At 63.9% G+C, this 19,963-nt stretch carries 23 protein-coding genes; 10 read left to right on the top strand and 13 right to left on the bottom strand.

From position 1 onward, the window contains the following. Positions 1 to 164 precede the first annotated feature (164 nt). The 6 genes from zapE to sdhC form a co-directional block, all read right to left on the bottom strand. Positions 165 to 1,319: a cell division protein ZapE gene (gene zapE, locus ASD01_RS24625; protein ID WP_034802567.1), complete on the bottom strand. Its 1,155-nt coding sequence runs from the start codon at positions 1,317 to 1,319 to the stop codon at positions 165 to 167. Positions 1,320 to 1,378: 59 nt separating this feature from the next. Continuing rightward, positions 1,379 to 1,927 carry a protease inhibitor Inh/omp19 family protein gene (locus ASD01_RS24620; protein ID WP_034802570.1) on the bottom strand — a complete coding sequence of 183 codons (549 nt, stop codon included), beginning with the start codon at positions 1,925 to 1,927 and terminating at the stop codon, positions 1,379 to 1,381. A 299-nt stretch (positions 1,928 to 2,226) separates the two neighbouring features. Continuing rightward, positions 2,227 to 3,006: a succinate dehydrogenase iron-sulfur subunit gene (locus ASD01_RS24615; protein ID WP_034802573.1), complete on the bottom strand. Its 780-nt coding sequence runs from the start codon at positions 3,004 to 3,006 to the stop codon at positions 2,227 to 2,229. Between the two features lie 18 nt (positions 3,007 to 3,024). Next, positions 3,025 to 4,866 carry a succinate dehydrogenase flavoprotein subunit gene (gene sdhA / locus ASD01_RS24610; RefSeq protein WP_034802575.1) on the bottom strand — a complete coding sequence of 614 codons (1,842 nt, stop codon included), beginning with the start codon at positions 4,864 to 4,866 and terminating at the stop codon, positions 3,025 to 3,027. 7 nt (positions 4,867 to 4,873) lie between these two features. Further along, complete coding sequence (gene sdhD, locus ASD01_RS24605) at positions 4,874 to 5,254, bottom strand: succinate dehydrogenase, hydrophobic membrane anchor protein (protein WP_034802578.1); 381 nt, start codon at positions 5,252 to 5,254, stop codon at positions 4,874 to 4,876. Between the two features lie 16 nt (positions 5,255 to 5,270). Then, positions 5,271 to 5,663, bottom strand: a complete 393-nt coding sequence (sdhC, locus tag ASD01_RS24600; RefSeq protein ID WP_034802580.1) for a succinate dehydrogenase, cytochrome b556 subunit — start codon at positions 5,661 to 5,663, stop codon at positions 5,271 to 5,273. A 305-nt stretch (positions 5,664 to 5,968) separates the two neighbouring features. Here sdhC and ASD01_RS24595 point away from each other — a divergent pair, with 305 nt between their 5' ends. Next, positions 5,969 to 6,790 (top strand): hypothetical protein, encoded by an 822-nt coding sequence (locus ASD01_RS24595; protein ID WP_051659629.1) that lies wholly within the window; start codon positions 5,969 to 5,971, stop codon positions 6,788 to 6,790. A 76-nt stretch (positions 6,791 to 6,866) separates the two neighbouring features. Here ASD01_RS24595 and ASD01_RS24590 read toward each other — a convergent pair whose 3' ends face one another. From ASD01_RS24590 to tsaD, 5 genes are read right to left on the bottom strand one after another with little or no spacing between them, the layout of a single operon-like run. Further along, complete coding sequence (locus ASD01_RS24590) at positions 6,867 to 7,526, bottom strand: class I SAM-dependent methyltransferase (RefSeq protein ID WP_034802582.1); 660 nt, start codon at positions 7,524 to 7,526, stop codon at positions 6,867 to 6,869. Positions 7,527 to 7,574: 48 nt separating this feature from the next. Continuing rightward, the gene (locus tag ASD01_RS24585) at positions 7,575 to 8,006 is read right to left on the bottom strand and encodes an EVE domain-containing protein (RefSeq protein WP_034802584.1); all 432 of its coding nucleotides are present in this window, start codon (positions 8,004 to 8,006) and stop codon (positions 7,575 to 7,577) included. A gap of 7 nt (positions 8,007 to 8,013) precedes the next feature. Continuing rightward, the gene (locus ASD01_RS24580; protein ID WP_034802587.1) at positions 8,014 to 8,307 is read right to left on the bottom strand and encodes a YciI-like protein; all 294 of its coding nucleotides are present in this window, start codon (positions 8,305 to 8,307) and stop codon (positions 8,014 to 8,016) included. 56 nt (positions 8,308 to 8,363) lie between these two features. Then, on the bottom strand, positions 8,364 to 9,365 hold the full coding sequence (locus ASD01_RS24575; protein WP_034802589.1) for an NAD(P)H-dependent glycerol-3-phosphate dehydrogenase: 1,002 nt from the start codon (positions 9,363 to 9,365) through the stop codon (positions 8,364 to 8,366). A 26-nt stretch (positions 9,366 to 9,391) separates the two neighbouring features. After that, positions 9,392 to 10,486 (bottom strand): tRNA (adenosine(37)-N6)-threonylcarbamoyltransferase complex transferase subunit TsaD, encoded by a 1,095-nt coding sequence (gene tsaD / locus ASD01_RS24570; protein WP_060644530.1) that lies wholly within the window; start codon positions 10,484 to 10,486, stop codon positions 9,392 to 9,394. Between the two features lie 74 nt (positions 10,487 to 10,560). Here tsaD and hemC point away from each other — a divergent pair, with 74 nt between their 5' ends. From hemC to ASD01_RS24540, 6 genes are all read left to right on the top strand, one after another. After that, the gene (gene hemC, locus ASD01_RS24565) at positions 10,561 to 11,490 is read left to right on the top strand and encodes a hydroxymethylbilane synthase (protein WP_034802595.1); all 930 of its coding nucleotides are present in this window, start codon (positions 10,561 to 10,563) and stop codon (positions 11,488 to 11,490) included. A gap of 4 nt (positions 11,491 to 11,494) precedes the next feature. Further along, a complete protein-coding gene (locus ASD01_RS24560) occupies positions 11,495 to 12,208 on the top strand; it encodes a uroporphyrinogen-III synthase (protein WP_034802598.1) in 714 nt (237 codons plus the stop codon). Between the two features lie 102 nt (positions 12,209 to 12,310). Beyond that, on the top strand, positions 12,311 to 13,591 hold the full coding sequence (locus ASD01_RS24555; RefSeq protein WP_034802600.1) for a COG4223 family protein: 1,281 nt from the start codon (positions 12,311 to 12,313) through the stop codon (positions 13,589 to 13,591). Between the two features lie 11 nt (positions 13,592 to 13,602). Next, on the top strand, positions 13,603 to 15,249 hold the full coding sequence (locus tag ASD01_RS24550; protein ID WP_034802602.1) for a heme biosynthesis protein HemY: 1,647 nt from the start codon (positions 13,603 to 13,605) through the stop codon (positions 15,247 to 15,249). A gap of 26 nt (positions 15,250 to 15,275) precedes the next feature. Further along, positions 15,276 to 15,758, top strand: a complete 483-nt coding sequence (locus ASD01_RS24545) for a tellurite resistance TerB family protein (protein WP_034802604.1) — start codon at positions 15,276 to 15,278, stop codon at positions 15,756 to 15,758. 1 nt (position 15,759) lies between these two features. Next, complete coding sequence (locus ASD01_RS24540) at positions 15,760 to 16,500, top strand: glutamine amidotransferase (protein WP_370689573.1); 741 nt, start codon at positions 15,760 to 15,762, stop codon at positions 16,498 to 16,500. A gap of 21 nt (positions 16,501 to 16,521) precedes the next feature. Here the strand turns inward: ASD01_RS24540 and ASD01_RS24535 are convergent, their stop codons facing one another. After that, entirely contained in the window at positions 16,522 to 17,763 is a 1,242-nt protein-coding gene (locus ASD01_RS24535) for an MFS transporter (RefSeq protein ID WP_034802606.1), read from the bottom strand. A 237-nt stretch (positions 17,764 to 18,000) separates the two neighbouring features. Here ASD01_RS24535 and ASD01_RS24530 point away from each other — a divergent pair, with 237 nt between their 5' ends. Both ASD01_RS24530 and ASD01_RS24525 read left to right on the top strand, forming a co-directional pair. Continuing rightward, the gene (locus tag ASD01_RS24530) at positions 18,001 to 18,294 is read left to right on the top strand and encodes a YggT family protein (protein WP_089044330.1); all 294 of its coding nucleotides are present in this window, start codon (positions 18,001 to 18,003) and stop codon (positions 18,292 to 18,294) included. Positions 18,295 to 18,315: 21 nt separating this feature from the next. Continuing rightward, the gene (locus tag ASD01_RS24525; RefSeq protein ID WP_034802611.1) at positions 18,316 to 18,633 is read left to right on the top strand and encodes a DUF167 domain-containing protein; all 318 of its coding nucleotides are present in this window, start codon (positions 18,316 to 18,318) and stop codon (positions 18,631 to 18,633) included. Positions 18,634 to 18,636: 3 nt separating this feature from the next. Here ASD01_RS24525 and ppa read toward each other — a convergent pair whose 3' ends face one another. Further along, on the bottom strand, positions 18,637 to 19,170 hold the full coding sequence (gene ppa, locus ASD01_RS24520; protein ID WP_034802613.1) for an inorganic diphosphatase: 534 nt from the start codon (positions 19,168 to 19,170) through the stop codon (positions 18,637 to 18,639). Between the two features lie 160 nt (positions 19,171 to 19,330). Between ppa and ASD01_RS24515 the strand changes: the two genes are divergently transcribed. Further along, entirely contained in the window at positions 19,331 to 19,930 is a 600-nt protein-coding gene (locus tag ASD01_RS24515; protein WP_034802616.1) for a hypothetical protein, read from the top strand. Positions 19,931 to 19,963: the final 33 nt, after the last annotated feature.

Here is a 19,963-nt window from a genome sequence, read left to right as displayed (position 1 = left end):
TCCCAATATGATCAAGGCCTGAAACGCGGCAAACGCCAAACCTTCGCCGGAAGCCATTAAACGGCAATCGGTAAAATATCAATCGATACTTTTTGGTGGAACAATTTCAATCGGTTAGATCATAAAATTCTTACGTAAACGTAAGAGTTTGCGCCACATCTGCGTCACGAAACAGCAACATTTGCGGGATGCGCAGCGGCATATTCCTCGCTTTGCATCTCGATCAGACGTGAAACCGTGCGGTCGAACTCGAAGCCTTCCGTGCCCTTTTTCTGGGTCAAAAGATCCTGCGGCTCTGCCGCCGCCGAGGCAAAGAGCCGGGCGCCGTTGTCGTAGAGCGTATCGACCAGCAGGATGAAGCGCTTGGTCTCGTTGCGCATATGCGGACCGAGATGCGGTACGTGGTCGACGAAGATCGTCGAATAGCGCTCGAGGATGGCGAGATAATCGGCAGCCCCAAGCGGTTGCTGGCAGAGGTCGGCGAAATTGAAGCGGGCACTCTTTCCGGACGCGGCCGGTACGGGGATCTTGCGCCCCTTACGCGGCACGTCCGCCGGAGCGGCCGGCGCATTGCGGGTCTCATGGGCCCAGGCGCGCGCCATCGCCGCATCCGCCTCAGGCCCGAGCGGCGAGAGCCACACCGGGCTGCCGTCGGTCTTCGTCAGCCGGTAGTCGGTGTCCGTGTCCAGCGAGATAACCTCGGCATTTGCCTTAAGGAGTTCGATGAACGGCAAAAACAGGCTGCGGTTGAGGCCATCGCGATAGAGATCGTCGGGCGCCACGTTCGAGGTGGCAACCAGCACGCAGCCCTTGGCGAAGAGTTCGCCGAACAGGCGGCCGAGGATCATCGCATCGGCGATGTCGGTCACGGAGAATTCGTCGAAGCAGAGCAGCCGCGCTTCACCGAAGAGCTCGGAGGCGACGGGCGGGATCGGATCGGCCTGCTTGGTCTCGCCGTTCTTCAGCTTCTGCCGGTGCTTGTAGATGCGCTCGTGCACATCGGCCATGAACTCGTGGAAATGCGCCCGGCGCTTGCGCTGGATCGGCACCGCCTCGAAGAACATGTCCATCAGCATGGTCTTGCCGCGCCCCACGCCGCCGTGGATGTAGAGACCCTTGACCGGCGGATGGTCCTTCTTGCGCGAGGCAAACAGCCAGCCGAGCGCATTGGTCTTGCGCGACGGGCGGCTGGCGAGCAGCTCGGCCGAGAGATGATCGAACCGCCGCGCGATCGTAAACTGCGCCGGGTCACGCTTGCGCTCGCCGTTCGCGACGAGCGCTTCGAGCTTGCGGTAAATGCTGTCGTCAGGATTGAGCACGTCTCACCCGAGATGGGACGGAAAATAAAAGCCCGGCACGAGACCGGGCTGGAGAAGCGTCAGCGGCTGAGGCTGACTGGCTGGCCGCCATTGGTCGAGCCGTCGAAACGCGCGTCGGCCGTCTTGTAGAGGCGGGCGATGGCATTGCCGCTGCGGTCCTTGAGGACCACCTGCTTGCCGGCCACTTCCCAGGAGCCCATGGTCGTCAGCTCGCCGGCGCAACCGCGGGTGCCGCCGCGCGAACCAGAACCAAGATTGGTGAGCGTCAGGAACATGTCGCAGGAGCTGCCGGCGCTGGAGACGCGCCAGTTGCCAACCATCGCTTCCTTGGTGACGTCGAGCCCGCCACCTGCAGCCGCGGCGACCTGCGTGCCGGGCTGCTGGACAGCGCCGCCGGCAACCGCCGTGCCGCTCGCCGGTGCAGCCGGGAATTGCGACGTGTTTCCGGTTGGTGCCGGAAGCTGGTTCGACGAAACCGAAGGGACCGGTGCGGCCTGGATGGGAGCGGGCGAGGCGTCCTGGGAGCTGAAACCGCCCATCGACGTCCGTTGGCATCCGGCCAGCGCAAGCACAACCGCCAGCCCCGCCGCCGCATGAATTACCCGCATATCCCTACTCCTGTTCGTGTCCGCGAACCATGATGCAACGCGATAATATAGGCCGAAATACAGCAAATCCACCTGACAAATCAAGGGACGACGATTCCTGGCGACCTGTTGCAGGATTGAAACGTCCGCAGGGCCGGATCGCGCGCCACGTCCTCGCTGCGTATCATCGCCTCCTGCCGTCGGCCCGCCTCTCCCGCATCGGCACAATCACGAATTGTCCGCCGCCCTGGAGAGGCGCAAAACAGAAAACGGCGAGCCAGGGCCCGCCGTTTCCAAAACTTCATGTCCGGTCCGGCCGATTACACACGGCGCTCGACCAGCATCTTCTTGATCTCGCCGATCGCCTTGGCCGGGTTCAGGCCCTTCGGACAGGCCTGGGCGCAGTTCATGATCGTGTGGCAACGATAGAGGCGGAAGGGATCCTCGAGGTTGTCGAGGCGCTCGCCGGTCGCTTCGTCGCGGCTATCGATCAGCCAGCGGTAGGCCTGCAGCAGAACCGCCGGACCGAGGTAACGGTCGCCGTTCCACCAATAGCTCGGACAGGAGGTCGAGCAGCAGGCGCACAGGATGCACTCGTAGAGGCCGTCGAGCTTGAGGCGGTCCTCGTGGCTCTGCTTCCATTCCTTGGCCGGCGTCGGCGATACCGTCTTCAGCCAGGGCTCGATCGAGCGGTGCTGGGCGTAGAAGTTGGTGAGGTCAGGAACCAGGTCCTTCACGACCGGCATGTGCGGCAGCGGATAGACCTTTACCGCACCCTTCACCTCGTCCATGCCCTTGGTGCAGGCGAGCGTGTTGGTGCCGTCGATGTTCATGGCGCACGACCCGCAGATGCCTTCGCGGCAGGAGCGGCGCAGCGTCAGCGTCGGGTCGATCTTGTTCTTGATGTAGAGCAGACCGTCGAGCACCATCGGGCCGCAATCGTCGACATCGATGTAGAAGGTATCGATGCGCGGATTGGCACCGTCATCCGGGTTCCAGCGATAGATGCGGTATTCGCGAACGTTGGTCGCGCCGGCAGGCTTCGGCCAGACCTTGCCTTCCGTCATCTGCGAGTTCTTGGGGAGAGCGAGTTCAACCATGTGGCTTGTTCCTCAAGATCAATAGACGCGGGCCTTCGGCTCGATCTTCTTGGGATCGATGCCGTCGGCGATCAGGTCGGTATGGACGGGGCGGTAGTCGAGCTTGACGTCGCCGGCCTCGTTGACCCAGGCGAGCGTGTGCTTGCGCCAGTTGACGTCGTCGCGGCCGCCGAGCGGACCCTCGGTGTAGTCCTCGCGGGCGTGCGAACCACGGCTCTCCTTGCGCGCTTCGGCGCCGTAGATCGTCGTGATGGCGTTGGCCATGAGGTTTTCGAGTTCCAGCGTCTCGACGAGGTCCGAGTTCCAGATCATCGAGCGGTCGGTGACCTTGATGTCGGGCATCTCCTTCCAGATCGCCGAAATGCGCTTGCAGCCCGATTCCAGCGATTCCTGGGTGCGGAACACGGCCGCGTCTTCCTGCATGGCGTGCTGCATCTTTTCGCGCAGCACGGCGGTCGGCGTGGAGCCATTGGCGTTACGCAGGCGGTCGAAGCGGTCCATGATCCGTTCGCAGGCGGCCCTGTTGAGTTCCGGCACCGGCTCGTTGCGGTCGATGACCTGGCCGGCGCGGATGGCGGCGGCACGGCCGAAGACCACGAGATCGATCAGCGAGTTGGAGCCGAGGCGATTGGCGCCGTGCACCGAGGCGCAGCCGGCTTCGCCGACGGCCATCAGACCGGGCGCAATGCGCTCCGGGTTCTGGCTGTCGGCATTCAGGACTTCGCCCCAGTAGTTGGTCGGCACGCCGCCCATGTTGTAGTGCACCGTCGGCAGAACCGGGATCGGCTCCCGGGTCACGTCGACACCGGCAAAGATCTTCGCCGATTCCGAGATGCCCGGCAGGCGCTCGTGCAGGACGGCCGGATCGAGGTGATCCAGGTGCAGGAAGATGTGGTCCTTGTTCTTGCCGACGCCGCGGCCTTCGCGGATTTCCATCGTCATACAGCGCGAGACGACGTCACGCGAGGCAAGGTCCTTGGCGGACGGCGCATAGCGCTCCATGAAGCGCTCGCCTTCGGAGTTGACGAGGTAGCCGCCTTCGCCGCGTGCGCCTTCGGTGATCAGGCAGCCCGCACCGTAGATGCCGGTCGGATGGAACTGGACGAATTCCATGTCCTGCAGCGGCAGGCCGGCGCGTGCAATCATGCCGCCGCCGTCGCCCGTGCAGGTGTGCGCCGAGGTCGCCGAGAAGTAGGCGCGGCCGTAACCGCCGGTCGCCAGCACCACCATCTTGGCGGAGAAGCGATGGATCGTGCCGTCGTCGAGGTTCCAGGCGACGACGCCGGTGCAGCGGCCGTCATCCGACATGATCAGGTCGAGCGCGAAATACTCGATGAAGAACTCGGCGTTGTTGCGCAGAGACTGACCATAGAGAGTGTGCAGGATCGCGTGGCCGGTACGGTCGGCAGCAGCACAGGTGCGCTGGACCGGCGGGCCTTCGCCGTAGTTCTGCATGTGGCCGCCGAACGGTCGCTGATAGATCTTGCCTTCCGCGTTACGCGAGAACGGCACGCCGTAGTGCTCGAGCTCATAGACCGCCTTCGGCGCTTCCATGGCGAGATACTGCATGGCGTCGACGTCGCCGAGCCAGTCGGAACCCTTGACGGTGTCGTAGAGGTGCCACTGCCAGCTATCCGGCGTCATGTTCTGCAGCGAGGCGGCAATGCCGCCCTGGGCGGCAACCGTGTGCGAGCGGGTCGGGAAGACCTTGGTGATGCAGGCGGTCTTCAGACCCTGCTCGGCCATGCCGAGCGTCGCGCGCAAGCCCGCACCGCCGGCGCCGACGACGACGACGTCGAAGGCGTGATCGACATATTGATAGGCCTTGCCGTTTGCAGCGGGTGAACTGTTCGATGCCATGGCGAAATTACCCTGCAAAAGCGATCTTCAGGATGGCGAAGAGACAGAGCCCGCCAACCGCGATCGTGAAAAATGTATTGAGCATGAGAAGCACGATCTTCATGCCTTCGCCATGCACGTAGTCTTCGATGATCACCTGCATGCCGAGCCGCATGTGAACGAGGCCCGAGAGCACGACGAGCGCCATGACGACGGCGACGAAGGGGTTCGCGAGCGCGGCGACGACATCCGCATAGGGCGCGCCTGCGTAGCGAACGAGAAAGATGACGAAGAAGATCAACAGCGGAACGTTGGCGACGGCCGTCAGGCGCTGGCGCCAGAAATGATCCGTGCCTTCCTTGGCCGAGCCAAGACCGCGAACCTTGCCGAGAGGAGTGCGCATATCCATGAGTATTCTCCCTCAGTCAGCGAACGAGATAGCCGACCACCCAGATCAGCAGCGTCAGCGCCACCGAACCGATGATCGTTGCCTTGGCCATCTTGGTGGCGAAGTGCTTCTCGTAGCCGTAGCCGAGATCCCAGGCAAAGTGGCGCAAGCCGCCGAGCATGTGGTGCACCAGGGCCCAGGTATAGCCGAACAGCACCAGCTTGCCGATCAGCGTACCGAACAGCCAGCTGACCCAGTCGTAATAGGCAGCACCCGACGCAGCGGCGATCAGCCACCAGGCGACGAGGATGGTCCCGAAGTAGAGCGCACCACCGGTGATGCGGTGCACAATGGACATGACCATCGTCGGGATAGGTTTATAGATTTGAAGATGCGGCGAGAGTGGCCGGCTTCTTGTGACATTCGTCATCGGAACCTCACGGAATGCCCGGATTTCCGCCCAAAAAACTGGACGATTTTAGTCCGGTATCGCACCTGATTGTGCGCAATTCAGTCATTCGGACCTTTAATCACCATAAAGCTTAACGACAAGTGTGTTTGCGGTGCAAAATCAATTTAATCGATTAGACGAATTGCGCCATTTTCCTGCCAGCCGGAGACATGGGCCGGCGTTAACGATAGCGACAAAAAGCCAAGCAATTCCGTGACTTTCCCGACGATGTGGCCCAGAGTGCCCTTAACGATTTGTTAAGCGTCACCCGGAGGGCGGGCAGAATGATTCTGTTCAGGGCAATCCATGCGACCAAAGTGCTAGCGCTTGCCGGCCTGGTCATCGCCACCAGCTACATTCCGATGGAAGCTCGAGACCGGGGCGGACTGCCGGAGGCGCAGACGCGAACACGCCATGTCAGGATGAATGCCGATCGTTTCTATCCTCGTCACGATTTCGATCGCATGGGTTATCGCAACGACTGGGACCGCCATCGCGGACCGCGCCGCGACTGGGCGTCCAACGGTGGCCCGCCGGAAGTGAACACGCGCACCCGGCACGTTCGCCTGCCGCGCTACCGCCCCTACCCCGGCGCTTATGCCGGACGGTGGGAGCAGCGTGGCGGATGGGTGCGCGACGGAGCCGGTCGCGACTACTGGACATCCGACGCCCGCAGGCACGACGGTCGCCCAGGCATCTATGACGTGCCGCCGCAGGTCTCGACCCGCACCCGCCATGTCCGCCTGCCGCAATATCGGGCCTATCCCGAGCGGTGGGGCAATGGCGGTGGATGGGGGCGCGATCAGGCCGGGCGCGAGATCTGGACATCGAGCAACCAAGGCCGAGACTATCGCCCGAGCTATTACGGCGGTGATGAATATCCGGACATCATTCCTGGTATCGGCACCTATGTCGGCGGCATTTCGGCCTATGTCGACGTCGGCAATGGCATCTATTTCAGCCAGGAAGGCGACTACGGCTATGCGGATGAGGCAGATACTGCGCCGCCGCCCGAGGCGAAACGCGGCAAGATCATCAACGTCACGCCACAGACCATGAACGGTTCCTGCGCCTACGAACACGGCGTCTGCGTCATCCGCCGGTAATCGCGGCTACAGCGATATCAGCCCGTCAGGCCAACGGCTTCGATGATCGGGCGCATCGTCGGAAGTGCAGGCATCGTCAATTGCAGGAGGTGGTGCCGAAGCGCCAGACGGTGGTGCGCTTGACCTCGCTGTCCTCCAGCGCCCGGGTGACGGGAACCTCGTAGGTGGCAAGCGCCGTCATCATCTCGCGCGGGCAATAGGAACGTCCGGGATCGCCGACGATCACCGAGGCGCCGTTCGCGGCAAGTCCCGAAAACCACGGTTTCAACCGGTCGGCAAAAGCCTTGTCGTAGAAGACGTCGCCGGCGAGATAGACCTCGGCTTCAAGATCGCGGCCAGTGATGTCCTCGCCGGTATAGGAAAGCGTGACCCCGTTGAGTGCGGCATTGAGCCGGACGGCCGTTTCCGCCCAGGGGTCGATATCGGCGGCCAGCACCGATACTGCACCCGCCTTCATCGCCGCGATCGCCACCAGACCCGAACCGGAGGCAAAGTCGACGACACGGCGGCCGCGCACAGCTTCGGGGTGATCGAGGATGTAGCGGGCGAGCCCCTGCCCGCCGGCCCAGGCGAAGGCCCAGAACGGCGGCGGCAGGCCGATCTCCTGCAGCTCTTCCTCGGTCTTCAGCCAGAGCTCATGCGCTTCGGTCGCCAGATGCAGACGGATCTCCGGCACATGCGGCGGCGTGAGCACATCGGTGTTTTCGAGGATGAAGCTTTCCGGATCGGTCTTCACAAAACTCTCCGCGCCTGCCCGAGCGTCCCGGACAGGCGGAAAACAAGACTAGCGCGGCGGATTGTCGAGCCCGCCCATGCGGCAGACCTCGAGCCATTCGTCCTCGGTCACCGGCTGCACCGACAGGCGCATGGAGGTGACGAGCGACATCTTGGCGAGCTTCGGATTGTCCTTGATCTCCTTCAGCGTCACCGGCCGCGGCATGTCGGCAACCGCGCGGATATCGACGCAGTCCCAGCGGGCGTCACCCTCGGCAGTCGAATCCGGATGCGACAGCGCGCAGACCTCGGCGATGCCGACGATCTCAAGCCCTTCGTTCGAGTGGTAGAAGAAGCCCTTGTCGCCGATCTGCATCGCCCGCATGTTGTTGCGCGCCTGATAGTTGCGCACGCCGGTCCATTCGGTGCCCTTGGCGCCGGCATCCTTCTGCATCTGCCAGGACCATTTGAACGGTTCGGATTTGTAGAGCCAATGCGCCATCTTGGTCTCAAGCCTCCGGATTGTTGAAGACCCAGTTGAAGGCCTTGATCTCGACATTGGAAAAGAGCCCGGCCTTGGCATAGGGATCGGCTTCGGCGATCGCACGCGCCTCGTCGATCGTCTCTGCCTTGACGAGCACCAGGCTACCGGTCGGCTTGCCGTCGTCGCCGAGGAACGGACCGGCCATCTTCAAAATGCCCTTGGCGTTAAGATCGTTGAGATAGGCGACGTGATCAGGGCGGGTATCGAGCCGAAGCTGCAGCGCGCCTGGCTTGTCGGTACAATGAAGTGCGAAGAGCATGCTTCCTCCTAGAGTTTTCGTTGGTGCGGGATGCGGGCGGAATATCGCCGCTCCCTTCATTCCTGAGTGATCGGGCGGGTCATCAACTGTTCGAGCGCGGTGCGGACATCGAGCTTGCCGTCGATGATCGCCGCCACCGCTTCGGTGATCGGCATTTCGACGCCGAGATCATGGGCAACGCGGGCAGCAACCGATGCGGCGAACGCGCCTTCGACCAGTTCGCCCTTGCGTCCGCTGGCGCGACCATCCTTGCCGAGCGCGATGCCGAAACGCAGGTTGCGCGACTGGTGGCTGGTCGCCGTCAACACCAGATCGCCAAGGCCGGAGAGACCGCGCACAGTATCGGCCTCGCCGCCCTCGGCAGCAATGAAGCGCGACATCTCCGCAAGGCCACGCGAGATCAGCGCGGCACGGGCGCTGTCGCCAAGGCCTGCGCCCTCGACGATGCCACAGGCGATCGCCAGCACATTCTTCAGCGCGCCGCCGAGCTGCACGCCGATGCGATCCTGCGAGGGATAGAGCCGGAAGGTCGGACCCGAGAGCACCTCGGCCAGCATCGTCGCCGTCTGACCATCGGCCGCGGCGACCACCATAGCCGTCGGTAGGCCCTTGGCGATATCGGCGGCGAAACCCGGACCGGAGAGCACGCCGACCGCATGGCCGGGCAGCTCCTCCGCCAGCACGTCGGTCAGCAACCGTCCCGTCGCCTGCTCCATACCCTTGGCGCAGGTGACGATCGTGGCAGCCGCATTGATATGAGGACCATACTGTCTCGCCGCATCCCTATGCGCCTGCGACGGCATCACGAAGAGCACGACCTCGGCATCGGCAAGAACCGAGACATCGGCCGTATGTTTCAGCGCCGGCGGCAGGTCGATGCCCGGCAGGGCGTCCTCATTGCGGCCGGTGTCGCGGCAGGATTCGGCAATCTCCGGACGACGGGCAAGCAGCGTCACGTCGCTGCCTTCGGTCGAGGCGGCAACCGCGGCGAGCGCGGTGCCAAAGGCGCCTGCGCCGACCACGACGATCTTCGGCCCGTTCTTGGAAATGTCGCTCATGCTCTATCCGTATGCTTTAGATCTTGTCACGCCTTGGCGCCGCGTTTGCCCGAACCGAGCAGCGCCTGCGCCTGGGCGTCGAGCGGCCAGCGCGAGCGCGGCGCGACATCGAGGCCGTCGGCCGCCATGCCTGCCGCCAGCCGCTCGGCACCGGCCCAGGCGATCATTGCCGCGTTGTCCGTGCAGAGCGAAAGCGGCGGCGCGATGAAGTCGAAACCGGACTGCGCGCACAAGGCCTGCAGCGTCGAGCGCAGCACCTGATTGGCGGCGACACCGCCGGCAACCACCAGCGCCGGGCGCGCCACACTGCCATGCTCCGCCTTGAAGCGCTTCAGGCCGCGCCCGACCCGATCCTTGAGCGTGCGGGAAATCGCCCGCTGGAACGAGGCGCAGATATCGGCGATGTCCTGCTCCGTTACCGGCTCCAGCGATTGCGCCACCTGGCGCACCGCCGTCTTCAATCCCGAAAAGGAAAAATCGAGCCTGGCGTCACCGACGAGCGGTCGCGGAAAATCGAAACGCTGCGGATCGCCGGCAAGTGCTGCCCGCTCGACCGCCGGACCACCCGGATACGGGAGGCCGAGCAGCTTGGCCGTTTTGTCGAAGGCTTCGCCGAGCGCATCGTCGATCGTCGTGCCCCAGCGTTCGTATTCGCCGACGCCCTTGACGAGGATCAGTTGCGTGTGACCGCCGGAAACGAGCAGCATCAGATAGGGAAAGGAGAGCCCATCGGTCAGCCGCGCGGTCAGCGCGTGGCCTTCGAGGTGATTGACGGCATAGAGTGGCTTGCCGGTTGCGCGCGCGATCGCCTTGCCGGTCATCAGCCCGACGATCAGGCCGCCGATCAGACCGGGACCACTTGTCGCAGCAATGGCGTCGATCTCGGAAAGCGTGACGCCGGCCCTGAGCAGCGCTTCCTCGATCAGCGTGTCGAGCGCCTCCACATGGGCGCGCGCCGCGATCTCCGGAACCACGCCGCCATAGGCGCTGTGCTCTTCCAGCTGGCTTAAGACCACGTCGCCGAGGATATGGCCCTTACCGCCGGAATCGCGCAAAATGACGGAAGCGGCGGTTTCGTCGCAGCTTGTTTCTATGCCGAGGATGCGCAGGGGCGGAGACATCGGGAACTACTCAAAGATTGCGGTCGCACCGAAAGGTGGGTACACGGAACTCCGGTAACAATGGATAGCCTTTGATGCAAACAAAACCTTTCCGGATCGGCACGCGCGGCAGCCCGCTGGCGCTCGCTCAAGCCCATGAAACGCGCGATCGCCTCGCAGCGGCGCATGGTCTGGCGCCGGAAATGTTCGAGGTCGTCATCCTCTCGACCAAGGGCGACCGGATCACCGACCGCTCGCTCGCCGAGATCGGCGGCAAGGGCCTGTTCACCGAAGAGATCGAGCAACAATTGCTGTCGGGCGAACTCGATTTCGCTGTGCATTCGTCCAAGGACATGCCGACGAAACTGCCTGACGGCCTCTGTCTTTCCGCCTTCCTGCCGCGTGAGGACATTCGAGATGCCTTCATCGGTCGGACGGCAAAAAAACTGCTGGAACTGCCGCAGGGCGTGACGGTCGGCTCGTCGTCGCTGCGCCGCCAGGCGCTGATCCGCCGGCTGCGTCCGGATATCAATGTCATCACCTATCGCGGCCAGGTGGAAACACGGCTGAGAAAGCTCGCCGAGGGCCAGGTCGATGCCACACTGCTTGCCTATGCGGGCCTCAAGCGTCTCGGCATGACCGACGTTCCGACCGAACTGCTCGACCCCCAGGAATTCCCGCCGGCGCCGGCCCAAGGCGCGATCTGCATCGAGAGCCGCATCGGCGACAGCCGCATCAACGACCTGCTCGCAGCCATCGACGATCCCCGCACCCATGAGGCAGTCGCCTGCGAGCGTGGCTTCCTCGCGACGCTCGACGGCTCGTGCCGCACGCCGATCGCCGGTCTCGCCACCTCGGACGGCACCCATCTCAGCTTTTCCGGCATGATCCTCACGCCCGACGGCCAGACCCATCACCGGGTTACGATCGAGGGCAGGGCCACCGACGCCGAAGCGCTTGGGCAAAAGGCCGGCGAAGAGATCCGCGCCAAGGCCGGCCCCGGCTTCTTTGCAAGCTGGACTTAAAGCCATGCGCGTGCTCGTCACCCGGCCGCTTCCCGCCGCCGAGGCGACGGTACGCCGGCTGGAAGCCGCCGGCCACCGGCCGATCCTGCTGCCCCTGATGCAGGCGACACATCTTGCTGCCGTCTCCGTTGCCGCGCTTGAAGTGCCGCATGCGGCGATCGTGCTCACCAGCGCCGAAGCCATTCGGATGCTCGTATCGTCAGATGCAGACCTGTCACAGCATCTGGCGACCCCGTGCTTCTGCGTGGGCGCCGCCACGGCGCAAGCAGCAGCCGGGCTCGGTTTCTCCGATCTGCGCATAGCGGAGGGTACCGGCCAGTCCCTGGCGGAACTGATCGGCGCGACCATCGACACGCTGCCGCCACTTCCCCTGCTCTATCTGGCAGGAACGCCGCGCTCCGAAGGGCTGGAAAAGGGGCTGAGACAACGCGGCATAGAGCACCGGACGGTCGAGTGCTACCGCATGGAGCCGATCGCCCATTCGCGCGCCGCGATCGAAGATCTGCGGCGGAGCAGCCGTCCCGACGCCGTGCTTTTATACTCGCGAGAGACCGCGCGACAGTTCGTTCGCCTGCTTTCCGAAGCCGGTGTCGATGCTGCTTCCTTTGCGCCGCGCTACCTCTGCCTCAGCCCCGTGGTGGCCGAGGCGCTGCCGGGTAACGTCGTGGCGGAGACCGCCGCAAGGCCCGATGAAGACAGCCTTTTCAGTCTTCTCTAACATCGAATTCATCCAAAAACGGAACGGAGGGGCTTTCCCTCACCGTTCCGGCTGACTAGGTTTGAAGGAAGAGCCGACAGGCACTAACGGTAAGAGGTCACCATGGTATCGGAAAACCCGCCGCGCCGCTCGAAGTCCGAGAAGGAACCGCTGACGATCGACCTCGAAGCGGAGAAAACCGTTGCGGAACCGGCCGGCCCGGAAGCAACCGGCGAGACGCTGGCAGACGCTGCGGCCGAGAACACAGCGCACAAAGCCGAGACGGATGAGCCGATAAGGGACACCAGCGACGACAGCGCCGCCGGATCCCGCCTGGACGAAGAAATCGAGGAGCAGCGCGCCGATGCCGCCGCCGACGCGGCCGCGGCCGTCTTCGCCGAAGAGCCGCCGCATGTGGCCCGCGAGCCCGAACCGGCACCGCCGCAGAAGCCGGTATCGAACTCCGGTGCGCTCGCAGCCGGCATCGTCGGCGGTCTCGTGACGCTGCTCGGCTTCGGCGGCCTGCAATATGCCGGCATCGTGCCTGGACTTGGGCCGACCCGCGGCGTCGAGCAGAACATTTCCGGCGAACTGCAGGCCCTGCGCGACCAGATCGCGGCGCTGCCCACCCCCGCAGCCGTCGTCGACAACACCGCACTCGAAGGTCGTATCGCCGCGCTCGAACAGTCGGCCTCCCAACCGGCTGCGAGCGGCGCGCCGAGCGCCGAGGTCGAGACGCTGAAGGCGGAAGTCGACAATCTCACCAAGGAGCTTGCAGGCCTGAAGACGGCGCTCGCCGATGCGCAGCAGTCGGCAACCGCCGAGAAGGCGGAACTGACGAGCCGCATCGAGACCGCCGAGCAGAAGCTCAACGAGCCGGTCAACGATATCCAGATGGCGAAAGCCGTTGCGGTCACTGCACTGAAGTCGGCGATCGATCGCGGCGGGCCTTTCCTCGCCGAACTCGACGCGCTGCGCAGCATCGCGCCGGATGAACAGGCCGTCGCCGCGCTCGCCCAGGATGCCCAGGTCGGCGTGCCGACCCGCACGGATCTGCGCCGCGAGTTCCCGAAAACCGCCGACGCCATGCTCGACGCTCTCAACCAGCCCGACCCGAACGAGGGTATCTTCGACCGGCTAGTGTCCAGCGCCATGTCCGGCATTCGCGTGCGTCCCGTCGGCAGCGTCGAGGGTGAAACGCCCGAAGCCGTCATCGCCCGGATCGAGGACAAGCTGAACAATGGCGACCTCAAGGGCGCCGCTCTGGAATGGAATGGTCTGCCCGACACCGCCAAGCCGGCGGGCGAGGCTTTCAAGGCCAAGCTCGACCAGCGTTTGCGGGTCGAAGCCGCGATCGATGCCGCCGTCGCTGCGACGATGGCAAAACCAGGCACGGAAGGCTGAGGGAACCAGATATGATCCGCATTCTGATTTTCATCCTGATCGTGCTTGGTCTCGGCCTCGGCTTCGCCTGGCTCGCCGACCGGCCGGGTGAACTCTCGGTCGTCTGGCAGGGCCAGTTGATCGAGATGAGCCTGATGCGCGCGGCATCGCTGCTGATCTCGCTGATTGCCGCGGTGCTGATCGTCGTCTGGCTGGTGCGCACCATCTGGCTTTCGCCGCACACGGTCACCCGCTATTTCCGCGCCCGCAAGCGCGACCGCGGCTACCAGGCGCTGTCGACCGGCCTGATCGCCGCCGGCGCCGGTGACGCCAATCTTGCCCGCAAGATGACCGCCCGCACCCGCGGCCTGATCAGCGCCGACCAGGAACCGCTGATCCACCTGCTCGAAGCCCAGACCGCACTGATCGAAGGCAAGTACGACGACGCCCGCCGCAAGTTCGAGCTGATGGCCGACGATCCGGAGACGCGCGAACTCGGGCTTCGCGGCCTTTATCTCGAGGCCAAGCGGCTCGGCGCCCACGAGGCCGCGCGGCAATATGCCGAGCGCGCCGCCGAAAAGGCGCCGCACCTGCCCTGGGCAGCGCTTGCAACCCTCGACAGCCAGAGCCAGGCCGGTCAATGGGACGATGCCCTGCGTCTGCTCGACCAGAGCCGCATCGCCCACGTGGTCGATCGCAAGGAAGCCGATCGCAAGAAGGCAGTGCTGCTGACGGCGCGCGCAATGACGAAGCTCGAGGGCGACGTGAAAGGTGCACGGGACGATGCGCTTGCCGCGCTGAAGCTCGACGAACATCTCGTGCCGGCGGCGCTGACGGCCGCCAAGGCGCTGTTTCGCGAGGACAACCTGCGCAAGGGCACCTCGATCCTGGAGAAGAACTGGAAGCACGAGCCGCATCCGGACGTGGCCCGGCTCTACGTGCGCGCCCGCGGCGGCGACACTGCGGTCGACCGGTTGAAACGGGCGCGCAAGCTCGAAGCCTTGAAGCCCAACAATGCCGTGGCGATGGCTGCCGTCGCCGAAGCCGCACTCGAAGCGCGCGAACTGCTTCTGGCTCGCACCAAGGCGGAAGCCGCCGCCCGGCTCGACCCGACCGAGAGCATCTTCCTGCTGCTTGCCGACATCGAAGAGGCCGACACCGGCGACGAGGGCCGCATCCGTCACTGGATGGCGCAGGCGCTGAAGAGCCCGCGCGATCCGGCCTGGACCGCCGACGGCGTGACCTCGCCGACCTGGCTGCCGGTCTCGCCGGTGAGCGGCCGGCTCGATGCCTTCGAATGGAAAGCCCCGCCGCATACGCTTTCGGCCACCGTCGACCACGACCAGTCGAACGCCGACGAGGCGATCCGCAGCCTGCCCGCCGTGGTGGAGGCGCATGTGCACCAGCCCGCACCCGCGGCCCGGCGCAGCGAGACGCCCGTGATCCTCGAGGCCGAGCGCGAGGAGCCGCGTCCGGCACCGCAGCCGATCAAGGTCGCCGAGCGCAAGGCGCCGGAACCGGTTGCCGACAAGCCTCCGGTCAAGGCGGAGAAGGAAGAGGGCGCGAATGGCGAGCACAGGCCCGATCCCTTCTTCGGCCGCCCGCCGGATGACCCCGGCGTGCGCGATCCGGCCGCTGGCGAGAAGGCGCCGGAAAAGACGACTTTCCGATTGTTCTGAGTTCTCAAGGGGCTGTGGCAAAATACATGTTTGAACGCTTACGGACGTTTCTCGATGGTCTGACCGGCCCGGCGAAGCGCATAGAGCATGGCGATCCGCGCGTGGCGGTCATCGCTCTCTGTTTCCAGGTGATGGAGGCCGACGGCCGGATCCTCGCGTCCGAGCGGCGCAAGATGCGCAAGGTCATCAAGGAGCATTACAAGCTCGACGATGCCTCGCTCTCCGCTTTGATCGAAGCCGGCGAGACTGCCGAGAGCGAGGCGATCGACTTCTACCAATTCACTGCCGAGCTCAAGCGTCACCTCTCCGAGGAGCAACGCGTCGAACTCGTCGGCATGCTCTGGGACGTTGTCTATGCCGATGGCGAGCGCAGTGAGATGGAAGATCACGTGATCTGGCGTATTGCCGATCTGCTCGGCGTTTCCGGTCGCGACCGGGTGTTGCAGCGCCAGGAGGCGGCGGCCAGAAGCGACACGGTCGAGAAAGCCGAGTCACAACAGGATAACTGAAATGCCGATGCCCGACGACAGCGCCCGAAAACCCGTCCTGATCATCCTGCATCAGGAGCGATCGAGCGCCGGCCGCGTCGGCCAGATACTCGAGCAGAAGGGTTTTGGGCTCGACATCCGTCGTCCGGCGCTCGGCGACGATCTGCCGGAAACGCTGGAACGGCACAGCGGCACGATCGTCTTCGGCGGTCCGATGAGCGCCAACGACGAGGAAGAGTTCGTCCGCCGCGAGATCGACTGGCTTTCCGTGCCACTCAAGGAAAACAAGCCCTATCTCGGCATCTGCCTCGGCGCGCAGATGCTCGCGCGCAACCTCGGCGGCTCGGTGGCACCCCATCACGAAGGCATGACCGAGATCGGCTGGTATCCGCTGGTTGCGACCGAAGCGGGCAAGGCGCTGATGGACTGGCCGGCCATGGTCTACCATTTCCACCGCGAGGGCTTCGACCTGCCTTCCGGCGCCGAGCTGCTCGCAACCGGCGACACCTATCCCAACCAGGCCTTCCGCTACGGTGACAATGCCTGGGGCATCCAGTTCCACGGCGAACTCACTCGCGCGATGATGCATCGCTGGGTGGTGCACGGCGCCCATCGCTTCGAGATGCCCGGTGCCCAGGTGGGCAAGGCCCATCTCGACGGCCGCATGCAGCACGACGGGCCGTTGCGCACCTGGATGGAGAACTTCCTGGAACTGATCTTCCTGCGCGATGAACGGCCGGGAGAAAAGGCGGAAAGCGCGTAACGTGCTGTCCGCTCGCACCGCTTACTTGTGGTGATCGGGCACGTCGAGCGTATCGATCTTGCGCAATTGCGGAAAGCCAAGCGCCCAAAGCCCTGAGACGAGCAGCGTGCCCATGCCACCGAAGACGACGGCAAAGACCCCGCCGAAGCCGGACGCCATCATGCCGGCGCGGAATTCGCCAAGTTCGTTCGACGCGCCGATGAAGACCATGTTGACGGCGTTGACCCGGCCGCGCAGTTCGTCCGGCGTCCAGAGCGTGATCAGCGTCTCGCGCACATAGACCGAGACCATGTCGGCAGCACCCATGACGACGAGGGCCGCGATCGAGACCCAGGGAGTCGCTGAAAGGCCGAAGATAACGGTGCCGAGACCGAAGAGCGCCACGCCGATGAACATGTAGAAACCGGCGCGATGGCGGATCGGGTGCGCCGCCAGCCAGACCGCCATGGCAACGGCGCCGACACCCGGGGCCGCGCGCAACAGGCCGAGCCCCCAGGGGCCGAGGTCGAGGATATCGCGGGCAAAGACCGGCATCAGCGCCACGGCGCCGCCGAGCAGCACTGCAAAAAGGTCGAGCGATATGGCGCCGAGCACCACCTTCTCCGCCTTGATGTAGCGAAAGCCGGCGGTGATCGTCTGCCAGCTTTGCGCCGAGGCCTGGGTGCGCGTCGCCGGCTTCGGAATGGCAAAGACCATGAATGCGGAGGCGAGGAAGAAGCAGAAGCCGATGGCATAAGGAAAGACCGCGCCAAGCGCGTAGATGAGACCACCCGCGACCGGGCCGACGATCATCGCGATCTGCCAGGAGGTGGAGTTCCAGGCGATCGCGTTGGGCAGATCTTCCGGCGGCACCAGGTTTGGCGCCAGCGATTGCGACGCGGGTGCAAGGAATGCACGCTCGATGCCGAAGACCACGAGAACCGCATAAACCGGCCACGGCGAAAACAGCCCGGTAACTGTCAGCGCGAGCAGCGCCGCTGCGCAAAGCGTGCTGACCACCATGCAGACGCCCATGATCATGCGCCGGTTGTAGCGGTCGGCCACGGATCCTGTGACGAGGATCAGCACCAGCGATGGCAGGAACTGGAAAAGGCCGATCAAGCCAAGATCGAAGGGATCGCGCGTCAGATCGTAGATCTGCCAGCCGACGGCGACAGAGATGATCTGGATCGCGAAATAGGCGAGGAAGCGCGAGAAGAAGTAGCGACGATAGCCGACATGCCGAAACGCGGCAAAACGATGCGAGGCATGGACGGCGGACATGAGGAAGTCGCTCCTGAAGCGGGTCGCGCAAAACTGGGTCGCGGTTTTGCGATAACGACAAGTGAAACGTCAATATTCAAAAGGCAGGCAGCGCATCTGAAGGATCGCGACATGCTCTCGTCGGCACCGACTGTCGAGCGGCCACACGTTAAACATGATCGCGCCCGATAAACCGGCGTACTTGCTCGTTTAGGTCTCAATGTCTACATGTCTGTCAATAACGATTTGGAGACCGGCATGCTTGCTGTTATCGGCACCTTGAACTTCATCATCAACATCGCGTGGTTTCTGGTCATCGCGTCGGCCATCTTTTCCTGGCTCTACGCGTTCAATGTCATCAACGTGAACAACCAGGCGATCAACATGATCGGCCGCTCGCTTTACCAGTTGACCGAGCCGCTCTACCGCCCGATCCGCCGCATCCTGCCCGACATGGGCGGCGTCGACCTTTCGCCGCTGGTCGTTCTGGTAATCCTCTATTTCATCCAGCTTTTCCTGAACACGACGATCGCGCCGGCCTTGCTGGGCTGACGACGGCCGGCCAGGTGCAGGGTGAGTAGCACGGCCTTCACCGCGCATGGCGACCATGTTCGCCTGACGGTGCGCCTGACGCCGAACGGCGGCCGTGATGCCATCGACGGGCTGGAAGCGGCTGCTGATGGCGAAGAATATCTGAAAGTGCGCGTCCGCGCGGTCCCGGAGAAAGGCAAGGCCAATCAGGCACTGCTTGCCTTTCTTGCCAAGACGCTCGGGCTTGCCAAGAGCAAGCTCTCCCTCATCTCAGGCGAAACGCAGCGCAAAAAAATCCTCCGGATCGAGAGCGACCCGGAGGAGCTGATGAAACGCCTTGCCGAACTGGCCGGCAGATAAAGCTTACTTGGCGCCCTTGGCGCGCTCGACGGCTTCCTTGATCAGCTGGCGGGCGGTGGAAGCATCCTTCCAGCCGTAGATCTTCACCCACTTGCCGGGCTCCAGATCCTTGTAGTGCTCGAAGAAGTGCTCGATCTGCTTCAGCGTGATTTCCGGCAGGTCGGTGTACTCGTGAACCTTGTCGTATCGCTGCGTCAGGTGACCCGACGGAACGGCGATGATCTTCTCGTCCTGGCCGGAATTGTCTTCCATCATCATCACGCCGATCGGGCGCACATTGATGACGCAGCCCGGAACCAGCGGACGGGTGTTGCAGATCAAAACGTCGATCGGATCGCCATCGTCCGAGAGCGTATGCGGCACGAAGCCGTAGTTGCCCGGATAGGTCATCGGCGTATAGAGGAAGCGGTCGACGACCAGCGTGCCGGCTTCCTTGTCCATCTCGTACTTGATCGGATGGCCGCCGACGGGAACCTCAACGATCACGTTGACATCTTCTGGTGGATTCTTTCCGATGGAAATCGCGTCGATGCGCATGGATCTACTCCAGGGTCGGTTTGAGAAGTTTGCCCGTCGGATAAAGGGAAACATGCCGCGATGCAACATAACTTTCGTCCGTAGCGCAGATTCAACCGGTCGTTTTGCGCCTGCCCATCGACCTCTACAGGTCTGCCAATCGCGTTTGAGGGAGTTTTGTATGAACGGAAGGGTTGCATGCCTGGCGCTGGTGCTTTTGTCCGCCGGCCCCGTCTTGGCCAATGAGAGCGTCTATACCGACATCGGCCGCGACAAGTGCAAGACGATCGCCGAAGAAGAGGGCATGTACGCGTTGATGACTTGCCCTGGTCATGCGGACTATCCCGTTCGCTTCAAGGAAGCCGACATCCGCCAGAGTGTCTCGTTCGGTCACCTGAACCAGCGCTATGCCGACGACGCTTTCGAGAGTTTCATTCCATTCAACCACGCCGGCACGACCGTGGAGTGGCGGGTTGCCAAGGATGGCAAGGCCGTAGCGACGATCCTGCGCTGGTTCATCGAGAACACGGACGAGTCCGGCGCTTCGGTTCCTGCACTTCAGGGGCAGGTGCTCGTCATTTCCAAGGTGGCCGAGAAGGATGACGGCAAGGGCTGCGTCGCCGGCTATGTCGATGCGCTTGCCAATCCCGATCCGAATGCGTTCGCCCGCAAGATCGCCGACGAGGTGGCACCGACCTTCCGCTGCGGCGTCGACAAGCCCGCCTATCACGGCACGCGGGGCGACAAGGCGGCCGATCCCAACAACGAACTGCCTGAGTAAGTCTTTGATTTCAGTGTCGCGGAGGCGTCGGGC

The sequence above is a fragment of the Ensifer sp. Root423 genome, from assembly GCF_001426275.1.
GTDB lineage: Bacteria > Pseudomonadota > Alphaproteobacteria > Rhizobiales > Rhizobiaceae > Ensifer > Ensifer adhaerens.
This window is presented reverse-complemented; position numbering and strand designations above follow the sequence as displayed.